This is a genomic window from Pseudidiomarina sp. (assembly GCF_048268165.1).
In the GTDB taxonomy this organism is placed as follows: domain Bacteria; phylum Pseudomonadota; class Gammaproteobacteria; order Enterobacterales; family Alteromonadaceae; genus Pseudidiomarina.
The window spans coordinates 1-12,989 of the sequence record NZ_JBLWWA010000004.1; the positions used below are offsets into that span (position 1 = coordinate 1).

Consider the following 12,989-nt stretch of genomic DNA (forward strand, 5'->3'; position numbering starts at 1 on the left):
TGGGGCTTCCCCATGTGAGAGTAGGACACCGCCAGGCTTTAAATCGAGAACCCCGAGCTAACGCTCGGGGTTTTTTTTATGCCTGAAAAACAAAAAAGGCGTTACTGGTTATTCGTTATTGGTTATTCGAAAAAAGAAAGACCACTTCCAGTAACGATTAACGAATAACGAATTTTTCGTGATTTCCACCACTTTACGCATTAGTACAAACTTCCAGTTATTAATAATAACCAATAAAAACAAGTATATACAAAATGGGCACGATCATTGCATTAACTATTTTAAGTATAATTTTATGACGAGGTTAGTGTATGAAAAGCGATCGCAATTGGTTATGGATACTCATTGGTGTCGTGGCCTTCTTATTGTTTGCAGATGAAATATTCGCAGTACTCGGTGCTGTACTTGGACTGATCTTTAGCGTGGGCTTTACCGGGTTGGTCATTGTTGCAATGGCCGCTGTTGCCTTCGCTGTTGCCATTTTCGTCGGCTGCAGTGTAGGGTTCGCGATAGCTGTGGCCCTGCTAACGTTAGCATTCGTTCTCTTTAGTTGGTTGTGGCCTTATTTGTTAGTTGGACTGGTCATCTATTTACTACTGCGTAAACGTCCTAAACCTGTGTAAAATAATATCTTCATTTATTGAGGAGACGATTATGCATTGGGTCAAAACGTCTACGTTAATTTTGGCTTTTATACCATTGCTGGCAACTGCAGCTGAGGTCGAAATCTCAAATGCTTGGTTAAAAGAGTCAATTCCTGGTTCAGAGAACGGCGCAGGTTACTTTACGATAAGTAATACAGGTACTAAAACGATTACCGTCGTAGGTGCCAACACGGACGCCTCGCGTGCAGTTGAAGTGCACCAGCATATCTTGCGTGATGGCATGATGCGAATGCGACGTGTACCAGAATTGAATATTGAAGCCGGTAAAACCATCGTGTTTCAGCCGGGTGGGTACCACCTTATGCTGTTTGGTGTAAAAAAAGCGTTTAAGCCGGGTGATCAAGTTGAATTTGAACTTCATTTCAGTGATGGTGATAGTGTAAGCTTCGACGCCGAAGTAAAAACAATACGTTAGTAAGGACATCCGGAAATGAAAAAGATCGCCATTGCATTGATTGCACCAACGCTACTGCTAACTGGAACTGCACAAGCAGATACTTTGTTAGGTATTTATGCTGGTGGGCAAGTTTGGGACACTGAAACTACAGGAAACTTTGGCTCTGGCTCAGGTAACCAGTCATTCGCATTCGCTGACGACAAGCAGAGCAGCTTTTATGTCGCACTTGAGCACCCAATTCCACTGGTACCTAACATCAAGATTCGTGAAAATGAATTGATGGCACAAGGTTCAGTTATGCTATCACAAGACTTCACATACAACGGTGAAGGCTATACCGCTGGAACTACGCTCGGTAGCACCATTGACTTAAGCCATACAGATATCACGTTATACTATGAGTTGTTCGACAACGATTTGCTGTCTTTCGACTTCGGTATTACGGGCAAAAAAGTTGATGGCTTACTGGCTGTACGCGATGCACAAAGCGAGAACCGGTTAGAAAGTGATGGATGGATACCAACGGGTTATGCGCAACTTCGAGTGGGTATTCCGACGACTCCATTAACCGTGTACGGTATTGCTAACGCTGTCAGCATTGATGACAGCAGCATCCGCGATGTGGAAGCCGGTATTGAGTATCGTCTTGTAGAAAATTTAGCAATCGATCTGAATCTGCAACTGGGTTACCGCGATGTAACCATTGAGCTGGATGATTTAGATAACATCGATTCAGATTTGCAGTTCAAAGGGCCTTATTTAGGCTTAGAAATCCATTTCTAAGCAAAATAATAGCTTTAATAGTATGGCGTAACCGTGGCGGCTGTCAGACGATAGCCGACTACGGCTACATCGCCTTCGACCCGCTCAACGTGAATGGTACCTTCAACCCAGACCGCGTCAAACGTATCTTCATATTTCACACCTTCAGCAAAATCAACTAAAACAATTTGATTCGGCGGTGGCGGTGGCACATGCACGCATGCGCCAAAATAGGGCACTAACAAGAACTGGGTAACCTTATCGGCATCGCCTTCGAGTTGCACTACATACCCAGGTATTTTAATTTTCTTCCCGTCTAATGACTCCACCATGGGTGCATCAAGTTCTGGCTGATTTGCTAACTCTGGATTCGCATCGTAGAACGCTTGACTGCGCACTGGCGGCGGCTTATATCCTTCGGGAACCAGCTCTTTCCAATGTGTGGTCACGTAGTCTTCAGCTTGAACTGGCGTAAAGAGGCTAATAGATACTACGAGCAATGCGGTTAAAAACTTCATCATAAGCGTATTGTTAATCCATCGGCTAATGCGTTGCGATAGGCTCGCCACGCAGGAATGAAACTCAAGAGTATTGCGGCGGCAAGTATGGCGCCCACGAGACTCCATTCGGTGATCGTTAGTGGTGTTGCACGTAATAGCAAACCGGTATGCAGCAGCAGCCAATCGGCCCCAAAGTGCAGCACCCCAAACAACATGAGTACACCTAAACTAACGCCCGCTAAGGCGAGCATAAAGGCTTCACTGACTAACAGACCAAATATGGTAAAAGGTCCTGCACCAATAGAACGTAAGACCGCCATTTCCCGTCGGCGTTCCCGCAAGCTGGCAAGTAAGGCAGTTAACATCCCTAACAGGCCTGTAGCAACAACCAGAATTGAAACGGTAAACAAGGCCTTCTCGAATAGGCTTAAGGTGCGCCACAAGTCAGTTAAGGCTAAGCCTGGCATAATGGCGCTAAGTGGTTCTTCGCGGTAGGTATTTATCTGTCGTTGCATGCGTAACGCCAGCGCACGATTATCGAGACCAAGTAGAACTGCGCTAAGCGTATATACTGGCTGTTGCTGGGTGTCCGCGTGGCCATGATTATGTGCGTCATGGCTATTGTCATGATTGTCGTCATGGATGAGTTCGCCATGCACAAGGCCTAAGCCTGCCAAGGGGATATAAACAGCTTGATCTACAGGCGTTCCAGTTCGTTGCAGAATACCAGTTACTTGAAACGGGTGTGCATCATGATCGGAAAAGCTGATGCCGCCACTGCCGTGCGCAATAGTGAATTCATCACCAACGTTCAGTTGCATCCGCTGTGCAACTTCAGCACCCAATACGGCTTGATCGTCGGCATCAAAAGCACTGCCGGCAGCAAATTCTAGAGCTACTTGCGAGGCATATTTGAAGTGACGGAAAAAGTCTTTGTTGGTGCCTACTACCGGGTAACCTGAGAAACTATCGCCCAGGGCCATAGGAATGTTCCAGGCAACGCCGGGTAGCTCTTTAATATGCGTATAGCTTTGCCACGTCATACTATTATTCAAGGCACCGATATGGAAAACACTACTTAATAAGAGTTGTGTCGACCCCGTACGTGCGCCAACAATCAGATCGGTACCGGATATTGTGTTGGCAAAGTTGTCTTGAGTTTGGGTGCGAACCCGTTCTACACCAATTAATAGCAACGCACTGACTGCAATCGCTAAAATGGTAAGCCAAGCACTTGATTTGCGATTGGCTAAACTGGCGAAGGCAAGGTGAATCATGATTGACCACCATTGCATGTATTAATATCGGCCAGTTCTATAGCCCGATCAAAATGAGGCGCTAAGCTGGCATCGTGGGTTACGAACAACAATGTTGTGTTGTTTGTGCGACAGGCTTCAAATAATACCTGAATGAAGTTGTCTCTATGATCTGCGTCGAGCGCCGATGTTGGCTCATCAGCAATGATTAGCGCCGGGTTGCCGAACAAAGCACGCGCTGCAGCGACACGTTGTTGCTGACCCACACTCAATTGATGTGCTGGGCGTTCGGTGTCGTTTGCGGTCAGACCAAGCTGGAGCAGCAGGTTTTGCGCTTGCTGCTTATGTGATGGCTGCTGAGCATTTAAACGCTGACGTCGTGCCGGTGAAAACTGCTGCGCAAGCAGCACATTCTGGCAGGCGCTAAGATAAGGTAATAAGTTGAATTGCTGAAATATATAACCAATTTCATTGGCCCGAAGCTTATCGCGTTGGCGCTGTGACATGTCACCAAGGTCGTGGTCGAGTACGAATACTTGCTGTGCTTTAGCTTTATGAATGCCGGCAATAAGACTTAACAGTGTCGATTTTCCCGAACCACTGGCACCCCGCAGTAAAACACGTTCACCACGGGAAATCTGTAGTTCGGGAATACGCAACAGAGGTTGCGTGGCACCTGGCCACTGAAACTCAAGCTGTTTGAGTTCAATACAGGTGCTGGGCATGACTCTTATTTCTGCTTCGCGCGTTCAAATGAAGAGACGAGCTCAGCTTTGGCGGCTTCGATATCGCCCCAGCCTTCAACTTTAACCCACTTACCTTTTTCAAGTTCTTTATAGCGCTCAAAAAAGTGTGTGATTTGCGCCTTAAGTAGCTCTGGTATGTCATTCACGTTTTGAATGTGGTCATACTCTTTGGTTAACTTGCTAACTGGCACGGCGATAACTTTAGCATCTTCACCGGACTCGTCAGTCATTTTAAGCACGCCAACTGGGCGGCATTTGATAACTGATCCCGCTTGCAGTGGGTACGGTGTTGGTACCAACACATCAACTGGGTCACCATCAAGTGATAAAGTTTCGTTCACAAAGCCGTAGTTGCATGGATAAAACATAGGGGTAGACATAAAACGGTCAACCCATAAGGTGCCGGTGTCTTTATCCACTTCGTATTTAATTGGATCTGCGTTGGCAGGTATCTCAATGATTACGTTGACTTCTTCTGGCAAGTTCTTACCTGCGCTAACGTGACTTAAGCTCATGTGTATTCCTGTGTGACAAAATATAAAAGAGATATTGGTATTATACGGGCTTGCTATCCGATTGCGAACCCTTGAGATAGCCTAAACATGTTTCAACTTCATGTTTAGCACCAAGAATTATGCCGACTCGCTGATGAATATCAGTGGGCTGAATATCCAAAATACGTTCTTCGCCGCTATGCGCAGCACCACCAGCTTGCTCAATTAACCAAGCCATCGGATTGCCTTCGTACATCAAACGCAATTTGTAGGGTTTGTTCTCGGAGCGTGCATCCCATGGGTATGCAAATAATCCGCCGCGGCAGAGAATACGGTGAACATCAGCGACCATTGCGGCTACCCAGCGCATATTAAAGTTTTTTGTGCGTGGGCCACTGGTGCCAGCCAGCAAGTCATCAACGTACAGTTGCATGCCTTCTTGCCAATGGCGGAAGTTTGACATATTGATGGCAAATTCTGACGTTTCCGGTTCAATGGTAATGTCTTTCTTGGTGAGTAAGAACTCACCAACGGTTTGGTCCAGTGTGAACATGCGCAGCCCTTTACCGGTGGTAAAGGCCATCATAATGGAAGGGCCATACAAAATGTAACCCGCCGCGACTTGGTTGCGGCCTGGCTGTAAAAACATATCAACGTCACCAGAATTGTCTTCTGGTACTGGCAGAATCGAAAATATGGTACCAACCATGCTATTGATATCGATATTTGAACTGCCATCGAGTGGATCGAATGCGACGAGGTATTTGCCGCTTTCAGTACCGAGCACTATGCCTTCTTCTTCTTCTGAGGCAACCGCTCTCACGTGCTGGCATTCCAGCAAGATTTCTTTGAGAAGTTGATTCGACAAAATGTCTAATTTCTTTTGCGTTTCACCCTGAATATTTTCAGAAAGTGTCGAGCCCAAAACGCCGGCAAGCTCGCCTTGACCAACGCGAAATGAAATTTCTTTGGCGCATATCTGCAATGTATTGATGACGGAAATTAGAGCTTCGTCGACCTGGTCGTTACGTAAGGTCGGAATTAGGCGTTGCATGGAACCCTCATGAAGTTGCTGGTTGTTCGAGAACCGTGTTTTAAACGCGGCTAAGTTTACCGCAAATTTAAGCAAAATGCCTGCCCAGATTGTCGCTGCGCCAAAAGCCCGTGATACACTATCGAAAACACTGATTCATCGAGTAAAATCATGCACATTCACATTTTGGGCATTTGTGGCACCTTTATGGGCGGTATTGCAGCGCTCGCAAAAGAGCTGGGGCACCACGTAACTGGCAGCGATGCGCAGGTATACCCGCCGATGAGTGATCAATTACGCCAGTTAGGAATTGAGCTTGTTGAGGGGTATCAGCCCGAACAGCTTAATCCGCGGCCTGATTTAGTCATCATAGGCAATGCGTTAAGTCGCGGAAACCCCGCGGTTGAGGCGGTGCTCAACCAGCGCATCCCTTATGTATCAGGGCCTCAATGGTTGCATGACGCGTTGTTGCAGCGTAAATGGGTACTTGCCGTAGCCGGTACTCACGGTAAAACAACAACCGCGAGTATGTTGGCATGGCTGCTTGAATTTGCTGGCCTTAAACCCGGCTTTTTAGTGGGCGGTGTGTTGGCTAATTTTCAACAGTCGGCACGCTTAGGCGAGAGCGATTTTTTTGTCATTGAAGCCGATGAGTATGACACCGCTTTCTTCGATAAACGGTCCAAGTTTGTTCACTATTGTCCCAGTACTTTGGTGCTTAACAACCTTGAGTTTGACCACGCAGATATCTTTGCTGATCTAGCCGCTATTCAACGTCAATTTCATCATTTGGTGCGCGTGGTTCCTTCGTATGGCCGTATTTTCTATCCGAGTCATGAGCACAATTTAGCGCAAGTGCTTGAACAAGGCTGCTGGAGTGAGCAGGTTCCGGTTGGGCAAGGCCACGAATGGTTTGCAAAGCTGCAACAAGCCGATGGTAGCGTGTTTGATGTTTACCATCACGGTGAGCTGGCAGGAACAGTCGAGTGGTCTTTAATTGGCAATCACAACGTATACAACGCTCTGATGGCTATTGCAGCAGCGCATCATGTGGGTGTGCCCGTCAATGTCAGCTGCGAGGCTTTCACGGACTATAAAAATACGAAGCGCCGACTCGAGTTACTAGGGCACGTAGCAGGTATATCTGTATACGATGACTTTGCACATCACCCAACGGCTATCGCAACCACCTTGCAGGGCATGCGCGCAAAAGTTGGCAATGCACGTATAATCGCGGTATTGGAGCCACGTTCGAATACCATGAAGTTGGGCACCATGGCTGACGCATTGGCTGATGCACTGAGCGCAGCGGATGAGGTTTTCATGCTGCAACCAGAAACGGTACAATGGTCGGTTTCCGATAAAGTGCCGCGGGCACATGTCGGCGATAGCACCGATGACTTATTGTCACAATTGCAACAGCACACGCAAGCAGGTGACCACGTCGTCATTATGAGTAATGGTGGTTTTGGTAACATCCATCAGCGTTTTCTCGAAACATTGCAGCAACGCGGTTCTTAATTATTTCAGCTTGCGTAATCAAGGAGCAAGGCATGGCGCAATCTAGCGTGACTTTAGCAATAACCGGCGCATCCGGCGCACCTTATGCGGTCCGTTTGTTAGAATGTTTGCTCGCACAAAATCAGCAAGTGCATTTGCTAATGTCCAGTGCTGCGCGTGTGGTTTTCGCCACTGAAATTGATTGGCAATTGCCGGCAGCGCCAAAAGCAATGGCAAAAGCCATGCAAGAACGTTTTGGTGTGAGTGCTGAGCAACTGCACGTGTATGGCAAAGAAGAGTGGTTTTCGCCCGTGGCGTCAGGCTCCGCAGCGCCTAAGAAAATGGTGGTTTGCCCATGTTCCACGGGAACCCTGTCAGCGATTGCTCACGGCGCAAGTGATAACTTAATTGAGCGCGCAGCAGATGTGGTGATGAAAGAACGCGGGCAGTTAATTTTGCTACCGCGAGAAATGCCACTGTCAGCAATTCACCTGGAAAATATGTACAAACTTGCCCAGCTGGGCGTGACAATTATGCCTGCAGCACCGGGGTTTTATCATCAGCCCAAAAGTATTAATGACTTAGTCGATTTTGTGGTGGCTCGAATACTTGACCATCTGGGGCTAGAGCAAACACTTCAACCACGCTGGGGTTATGGCGAGGAGAGCAAATAACACATGAAAGCATTGTCTATTCGTGGATTAAAGAAAACATATAAAGGCGGTCATGTTGCCTTAAAAGGCATTGATTTGGACGTTGAAGAAGGCGACTTCTTCGCGTTACTTGGGCCAAACGGCGCGGGTAAATCAACCACCATAGGTATTATTTCGTCGTTGGTGAACAAAACCGAAGGCCACGTTAGCGTATTCGGTTACGACCTCGACACCCAATTGGTCGATTTGAAGCGACAGATTGGCTTGGTGCCGCAAGAGTTTAATTTTAATCAGTTTGAAACCGTTCAACAAATTGTGATTAATCAAGCTGGTTACTACGGCGTGCCGCGTGAAGTTGCCAAAGAACGTTCAGAAAAATACTTAAAGCAATTAAGTTTGTGGGACAAACGTAATAACCCTGCGCGTATGCTGTCGGGCGGTATGAAACGTCGCTTAATGATTGCGCGCGCATTGTTACATGAGCCGAAACTATTGATTTTGGATGAGCCAACAGCAGGCGTTGATATTGAGTTACGTCGCAGTATGTGGGACTACCTTGAAGACATTAACAAGCAGGGCATTACCATTATTTTGACGACACATTATTTAGAAGAGGCTGAGTCGTTGTGCCGGAATATCGCCATTATCGACCAAGGTGCAATTATCGAAAACACGTCCATTAAGCGTCTACTCACCACATTAAACATGGAAACATTCGTGCTTGATTTGTCAGTCGAAAATGATGCACCCGTTGCTGAAACGATGACGCTGGAAGGCTTTAAGTGGCGAGCAATGGATGACCACACGATTGAAGTTGATGTTGAGAAAAGCCAAGGTTTGAATCGCGTTTTTGAACAACTTAGCGCGCAGAACATAACGGTGTTATCAATGCGGAATAAAGCGAATCGTTTAGAAGAACTTTTTGTCAATCTGGTTGAGAAAGGCCGTAAACCAGCTGCGGCGGGAGCTTAATATGCAGTCATCAATAAGCTTTATTGCACTAAAGACAATTTGGATAAAAGAGTGCACGCGTTTTTTACGCATTTGGGTGCAAACGCTTGTGCCACCAGCCATTACCATGACGTTGTACTTTGTCATCTTCGGCAGCATCGTGGGAGAGCGTATCGGTGATATGGGCGGTCGGCCCTACATGGAGTTCATTGTTCCCGGTTTGATTATGATGTCGGTTATCACCAATTCTTACTCCAACGTTGCGTCTTCGTTTTTTAGTGCCAAGTTCCAACGTAACATTGAAGAAATGCTGGTAGCGCCAGTATCGCCAGCGGTTATTATTGGTGGTTATGTTGGTGGTGGTCTCGCGCGCGCGCTGATTGTTGCGGTTATCGTTACGTGCGTGTCGTTCTTGTTCGTGCAAAACGTTACGATTCATAACTTTGCGATTTTGGTTGCGACAGTTATTCTCACCTCAACCTTGTTCTCGTTGGGTGGCTTGATCAACGCAATTCACGCCAAAACTTTTGACGACATATCCATCGTACCAACCTTTGTGCTGACGCCACTGACTTATTTGGGTGGTGTGTTTTTCAGTATTCAGTTACTGCCAGGAATTTGGCAGCACATTGCGCAAGCTAACCCGGTGTTATACATGGTTAACGCATTCCGTTTCGGTTTCTTGGGTGTGTCTGATGTGAACATTGCGGTGGCACTTGCGGTGATTATTGGCTTTAACGTGGTGTTGTTCATCACTGCTTATACATTATTGAATCGTGGTGTGGGTATTCGTTCGTGAATCATGAATCAAAATCTGTAACCACGAATCAGCATGGTAACCATGACGATCTTGTATCGGTTGTGATGCGCCATTTACGTTCACCGTTTCGCAAGCCGATTCAAGCGCACAATCGTGAAGCCTTTGAGCAAGTGCAAAAACTGGTTGCCGATTGGGAAGGGCCAGTAATCTTAGACTCATGTTGTGGCGTTGGCGAAAGCACTGCGTGGATAGCTGAACAAAATCCATCGGCGCTTGTTATTGGCGTAGATAAGTCGGCACATCGACTCGGGCGGCATGTTCACTATCAAAACGCAGCAGCGGGACAGCGCTATATTTTGGTGCGTGCAGATCTTCATGATTTTTGGCGTCTCGCAGTGGAGGCGCATTGGCAACTGCATGAGCATTATATTTTATATCCAAACCCTTGGCCGAAAGCAGCGCACCTCGGGCGGCGTTGGCACGGCAGCCCAGTATGGCCTTATGTGTTAGGCTTAGGTGGCCAGTTGGTCATGCGGTCAAATTGGGTGACCTACCTGACCGAAGTGGCCAGTAGTTTGGCGCTGGTAAATTGCAGTGCAAATATTTCGCCATTACTCGCACGGCATGAACCCATCACGCCGTTTGAACGAAAATACCAGCGCAGTGCACAGCAATTATGGGAATTACGCGCGGAGCTGCCCGAAGATGGTCGATATTTTTCGGCAATAGAGGCAGAATAAACAGATTCGCCGTTCAACCGTAATAAGGAACCTTGCTTGAGCGACAAAATATTTGCGGAAGTCAGTCAAGAAGCGCTATTGAAGATATTTACTATCCCAGAAGCGCCTGACTCGACGCTTGGGAAAATCGAAAAGCATTTGTCAGAAAACCTTATGGGCTTTCTTGGCGAGCATATTGTCGCACGCGAGAAACCGCTGCATGAAATTGAACAAAACTTCAGTGTCAGCGCAATTCCTGAAGACCCTCAGTATGTTTCTGATCATACTGAATTTTTGCTCAATAATTTGGTTGCGCATTCGGTTCATACATCCTCACCACGCTTCATTGGTCACATGACCTCGGCACTGCCGTACTTTTTATTGCCATTAGCGAAATTAATGGTGGGTTTGAATCAGAACCTGGTAAAAATCGAGACATCCAAGGCATTTACTCCATTAGAGCGTAATGTTTTAGGAATGCTGCATCATTTGGTTTATCAACAAGATGCGGGTTTTTATCGGCGCTGGATGCACAGTGCACAGCATTCGCTTGGGGCAATGTGCTCTGGCGGCACTATCGCTAATATTACAGCATTGTGGGTTGCAAGAAACTTAGCCTTGAAGCCCGATGGTAACTTTGCCGGTATCGCTGCAGAAGGTTTAGCAGCAGGTTTGGCGCACTATAACTACCAGCGATTAACCATTATGGTTTCTGAGCGCGGTCACTATTCACTCAGCAAAGCTGCTGATGTGCTGGGCATTGGCCGGCGTAACCTCATTGCTGTTCCAACCGACGATAACAACCGCATTCGCATTGATAAACTGCGTGAAGCTTGTAATCAAGTGGCTACCGATGGCGGCAAGGTGCTCGCTATTGTGGGCGTAGCCGGTACCACGGAAACTGGACACATTGATCCGCTTAACGAGCTTGCCGATGTTGCTGAAGAAGTGGGCGCTCACTTCCACGTTGATGCAGCATGGGGTGGCGCTACCTTATTATCGAATCGGCATCGCAGCTTGCTAAACGGGGTGGAGCGAGCAGATAGCGTTACCATTGATGCACACAAACAAATGTATGTGCCTATGGGGGCCGGTATGGTGCTATTTCGTGATCCCAGCATGGTTCGCGCCATTGAGCATCACGCGGAATATGTTATCCGTCACGGATCAAAAGATTTAGGTGCGCATACCATGGAAGGCTCACGCCCAGGTATGGCGATGATGGTGTATTCAGCCATGCATGTCATGGGGCGCCGAGGCTATGAATTGTTAATCGACCAAAGTATAGAGAAGGCGCAGAAGTTTGCCGACTTGATTGCAAAGCAAGATGACTTTGAACTGATTACCGAGCCGCAATTATGTTTGCTGACTTATCGCTTTGTTCCTGCGAAAGTGAAACCGTTGTTAAAGCAGGCAAACGCAGAGCAAATTCGTCGAATAATGCCGCATCTCAACGCATTGACACGATTCATTCAAAAGCGGCAGCGTGAGACGGGGCGGTCATTTGTTTCGCGAACAAAACTGACTCCCGCACAGTACTATCGAGAGCCAACTGTCGTTTTTCGCGTGGTTTTAGCGAATCCGTTAACCACGCTAGAAATGCTTGAGGAAGTACTGCAAGAGCAGCGTGAGATTGCTGCGCACGCAATGAGCTTGCGTGGTGCGTTGTATACCGAGCTACGAGAGTTGGGCTTAGTGCGTGACTTAAATGGCAATTAACGGTCGAACTGCAGATTGTCGATTAACCGTGTTTTACCTAAAAACGCTGCAATAAGAATAACCAGTTCGTTGTCTTGCAAGGTCGCTTCAGCGAGGTCGTTACGTCGGCGCAATTCTAAATAATCAAGCTTCAACCCTGCCGTTTCAATCGTATTTTTGGCGCGGCTCAATGCTGCTCTATCATCACTGCCAGATTTTATTTCTCGTGAAATCTGCTGCAGTGTCTGATAAATAATCGGCGCGACCTGCCGCTGTTGCGCACTCAGGTAGCCATTGCGTGAACTTAAAGCTAAGCCATCGGGTGCACGCTCCGTTGCCATGCCAAAAACTTCCACCGGCAAGCTAAGATCACGCGTCATCAATCGAATCACTTGTAACTGTTGATAATCTTTTTCGCCAAAAATAGCGCAGTCGGGTTGCACCATGTTAAATAGCTTTGCGACGATTGTAGCGACGCCACGGAAGTGACCTGGTCGGCTGGCGCCACAGAGAATATCTGATACGCCCGGTACTTCGATGAAGGTTTGCTGTTGCAGTCCACGCGGGTAGACGTCATTAACTGTGGGGGCAAATACAGCTGCTGTTCCGTGCTCAGCTAATGCTAAACAGTCCGCTTCAAATGTACGTGGGTAGCTATCTAAATCCTCGTTTGCTCCGAATTGCATGGGGTTAACAAAAATACTGACCACCACATGTTGTGCATGTTGCTTAGCCACGTCAACGAGCTTAAGGTGGCCTTTATGCAAGTTACCCATGGTTGGAACTAACGCAACGGTACCCTTAACTTGGTTGCGCCAGACACGCAATTCTTCCAGATTCTTTAATTGCTGCATA

The 12,989-nt window shown here is 47.3% G+C and carries 15 protein-coding genes; 9 read left to right on the forward strand and 6 right to left on the reverse strand.

Going from position 1 to position 12,989, the window contains the following annotated elements; translation table 11 throughout:
• Nucleotides 1-311: 311 nt before the first annotated feature.
• Genes ACN0UY_RS09825 through ACN0UY_RS09835 form a run of 3 tightly spaced genes read left to right on the forward strand, consistent with a single transcriptional unit; the run spans nucleotide 312 to nucleotide 1,845 of the window.
• Nucleotides 312-623, forward strand: coding sequence for a hypothetical protein (locus ACN0UY_RS09825; RefSeq protein ID WP_417666673.1), 312 nt, complete (start codon nucleotides 312-314; stop codon nucleotides 621-623).
• Between the two features lie 31 nt (nucleotides 624-654).
• On the forward strand, nucleotides 655-1,080 hold the full coding sequence (locus tag ACN0UY_RS09830; RefSeq protein ID WP_417666675.1) for a copper chaperone PCu(A)C: 426 nt from the start codon (nucleotides 655-657) through the stop codon (nucleotides 1,078-1,080).
• Between the two features lie 15 nt (nucleotides 1,081-1,095).
• Entirely contained in the window at nucleotides 1,096-1,845 is a 750-nt protein-coding gene (locus tag ACN0UY_RS09835; protein ID WP_417666677.1) for a TIGR04219 family outer membrane beta-barrel protein, read from the forward strand.
• Between the two features lie 14 nt (nucleotides 1,846-1,859).
• On the opposite strand, the gene ACN0UY_RS09840 is transcribed toward ACN0UY_RS09835, so the two are convergent.
• Genes ACN0UY_RS09840 through ACN0UY_RS09860 form a run of 5 tightly spaced genes read right to left on the reverse strand, consistent with a single transcriptional unit; the run spans nucleotide 1,860 to nucleotide 5,874 of the window.
• The gene (locus tag ACN0UY_RS09840; protein ID WP_417666679.1) at nucleotides 1,860-2,345 is read right to left on the reverse strand and encodes a DUF3299 domain-containing protein; all 486 of its coding nucleotides are present in this window, start codon (nucleotides 2,343-2,345) and stop codon (nucleotides 1,860-1,862) included.
• Nucleotides 2,342-3,601, reverse strand: coding sequence for an ABC transporter permease (locus ACN0UY_RS09845; RefSeq protein WP_417666681.1), 1,260 nt, complete (start codon nucleotides 3,599-3,601; stop codon nucleotides 2,342-2,344). Before ACN0UY_RS09845 ends, ACN0UY_RS09840 begins: the two co-directional genes overlap by 4 nt.
• A complete protein-coding gene (locus ACN0UY_RS09850; RefSeq protein WP_417666683.1) occupies nucleotides 3,598-4,305 on the reverse strand; it encodes an ABC transporter ATP-binding protein in 708 nt (235 codons plus the stop codon). Before ACN0UY_RS09850 ends, ACN0UY_RS09845 begins: the two co-directional genes overlap by 4 nt.
• A 5-nt stretch (nucleotides 4,306-4,310) precedes the next feature.
• A complete protein-coding gene (gene ppa, locus ACN0UY_RS09855) occupies nucleotides 4,311-4,841 on the reverse strand; it encodes an inorganic diphosphatase (protein ID WP_417666685.1) in 531 nt (176 codons plus the stop codon).
• A gap of 40 nt (nucleotides 4,842-4,881) precedes the next feature.
• Nucleotides 4,882-5,874, reverse strand: a complete 993-nt coding sequence (locus ACN0UY_RS09860) for a class 1 fructose-bisphosphatase (protein WP_417666687.1) — start codon at nucleotides 5,872-5,874, stop codon at nucleotides 4,882-4,884.
• A 150-nt stretch (nucleotides 5,875-6,024) separates the two neighbouring features.
• Between ACN0UY_RS09860 and mpl the strand changes: the two genes are divergently transcribed.
• Genes mpl through panP form a run of 6 tightly spaced genes read left to right on the forward strand, consistent with a single transcriptional unit; the run spans nucleotide 6,025 to nucleotide 12,155 of the window.
• Nucleotides 6,025-7,374 carry a UDP-N-acetylmuramate:L-alanyl-gamma-D-glutamyl-meso-diaminopimelate ligase gene (gene mpl, locus ACN0UY_RS09865; RefSeq protein WP_417666689.1) on the forward strand — a complete coding sequence of 450 codons (1,350 nt, stop codon included), beginning with the start codon at nucleotides 6,025-6,027 and terminating at the stop codon, nucleotides 7,372-7,374.
• A 32-nt stretch (nucleotides 7,375-7,406) separates the two neighbouring features.
• Nucleotides 7,407-8,027, forward strand: coding sequence for a flavin prenyltransferase UbiX (locus ACN0UY_RS09870; RefSeq protein WP_417666691.1), 621 nt, complete (start codon nucleotides 7,407-7,409; stop codon nucleotides 8,025-8,027).
• Nucleotides 8,028-8,030: 3 nt separating this feature from the next.
• On the forward strand, nucleotides 8,031-8,978 hold the full coding sequence (locus ACN0UY_RS09875; protein ID WP_417666693.1) for an ABC transporter ATP-binding protein: 948 nt from the start codon (nucleotides 8,031-8,033) through the stop codon (nucleotides 8,976-8,978).
• 1 nt (nucleotide 8,979) lies between these two features.
• Nucleotides 8,980-9,756: an ABC transporter permease gene (locus ACN0UY_RS09880; RefSeq protein ID WP_417666695.1), complete on the forward strand. Its 777-nt coding sequence runs from the start codon at nucleotides 8,980-8,982 to the stop codon at nucleotides 9,754-9,756.
• A complete protein-coding gene (trmB, locus tag ACN0UY_RS09885) occupies nucleotides 9,753-10,457 on the forward strand; it encodes a tRNA (guanine(46)-N(7))-methyltransferase TrmB (RefSeq protein WP_417666697.1) in 705 nt (234 codons plus the stop codon). Before ACN0UY_RS09880 ends, trmB begins: the two co-directional genes overlap by 4 nt.
• Nucleotides 10,458-10,493: 36 nt before the next feature.
• Nucleotides 10,494-12,155, forward strand: a complete 1,662-nt coding sequence (panP, locus tag ACN0UY_RS09890; RefSeq protein WP_417666699.1) for a pyridoxal-dependent aspartate 1-decarboxylase PanP — start codon at nucleotides 10,494-10,496, stop codon at nucleotides 12,153-12,155.
• Here panP and panC read toward each other — a convergent pair.
• A complete protein-coding gene (gene panC, locus ACN0UY_RS09895) occupies nucleotides 12,152-12,988 on the reverse strand; it encodes a pantoate--beta-alanine ligase (protein ID WP_417666701.1) in 837 nt (278 codons plus the stop codon). The two genes, panP and panC, sit on opposite strands and share 4 nt — an antisense overlap.
• Between the last annotated feature and the right edge of the window lies 1 nt (nucleotide 12,989).

Excerpts from the sequence above, each read along its gene's own strand:
- ACN0UY_RS09825 (WP_417666673.1), top strand. The coding sequence starts at position 312 with ATGAAAAGCGATCGCAATTGGTTATGGATACTCATTGGTGTCGTGGCC.
- ACN0UY_RS09830 (WP_417666675.1), top strand. The coding sequence starts at position 655 with ATGCATTGGGTCAAAACGTCTACGTTAATTTTGGCTTTTATACCATTG.
- ACN0UY_RS09835 (WP_417666677.1), top strand. The coding sequence starts at position 1,096 with ATGAAAAAGATCGCCATTGCATTGATTGCACCAACGCTACTGCTAACT.
- ACN0UY_RS09840 (WP_417666679.1), bottom strand. The coding sequence starts at position 2,345 with ATGATGAAGTTTTTAACCGCATTGCTCGTAGTATCTATTAGCCTCTTT.
- ACN0UY_RS09845 (WP_417666681.1), bottom strand. The coding sequence starts at position 3,601 with ATGATTCACCTTGCCTTCGCCAGTTTAGCCAATCGCAAATCAAGTGCT.
- ACN0UY_RS09850 (WP_417666683.1), bottom strand. The coding sequence starts at position 4,305 with ATGCCCAGCACCTGTATTGAACTCAAACAGCTTGAGTTTCAGTGGCCA.
- ppa (WP_417666685.1), bottom strand. The coding sequence starts at position 4,841 with ATGAGCTTAAGTCACGTTAGCGCAGGTAAGAACTTGCCAGAAGAAGTC.
- ACN0UY_RS09860 (WP_417666687.1), bottom strand. The coding sequence starts at position 5,874 with ATGCAACGCCTAATTCCGACCTTACGTAACGACCAGGTCGACGAAGCT.
- mpl (WP_417666689.1), top strand. The coding sequence starts at position 6,025 with ATGCACATTCACATTTTGGGCATTTGTGGCACCTTTATGGGCGGTATT.
- ACN0UY_RS09870 (WP_417666691.1), top strand. The coding sequence starts at position 7,407 with ATGGCGCAATCTAGCGTGACTTTAGCAATAACCGGCGCATCCGGCGCA.
- ACN0UY_RS09875 (WP_417666693.1), top strand. The coding sequence starts at position 8,031 with ATGAAAGCATTGTCTATTCGTGGATTAAAGAAAACATATAAAGGCGGT.
- ACN0UY_RS09880 (WP_417666695.1), top strand. The coding sequence starts at position 8,980 with ATGCAGTCATCAATAAGCTTTATTGCACTAAAGACAATTTGGATAAAA.
- panC (WP_417666701.1), bottom strand. The coding sequence starts at position 12,988 with ATGCAGCAATTAAAGAATCTGGAAGAATTGCGTGTCTGGCGCAACCAA.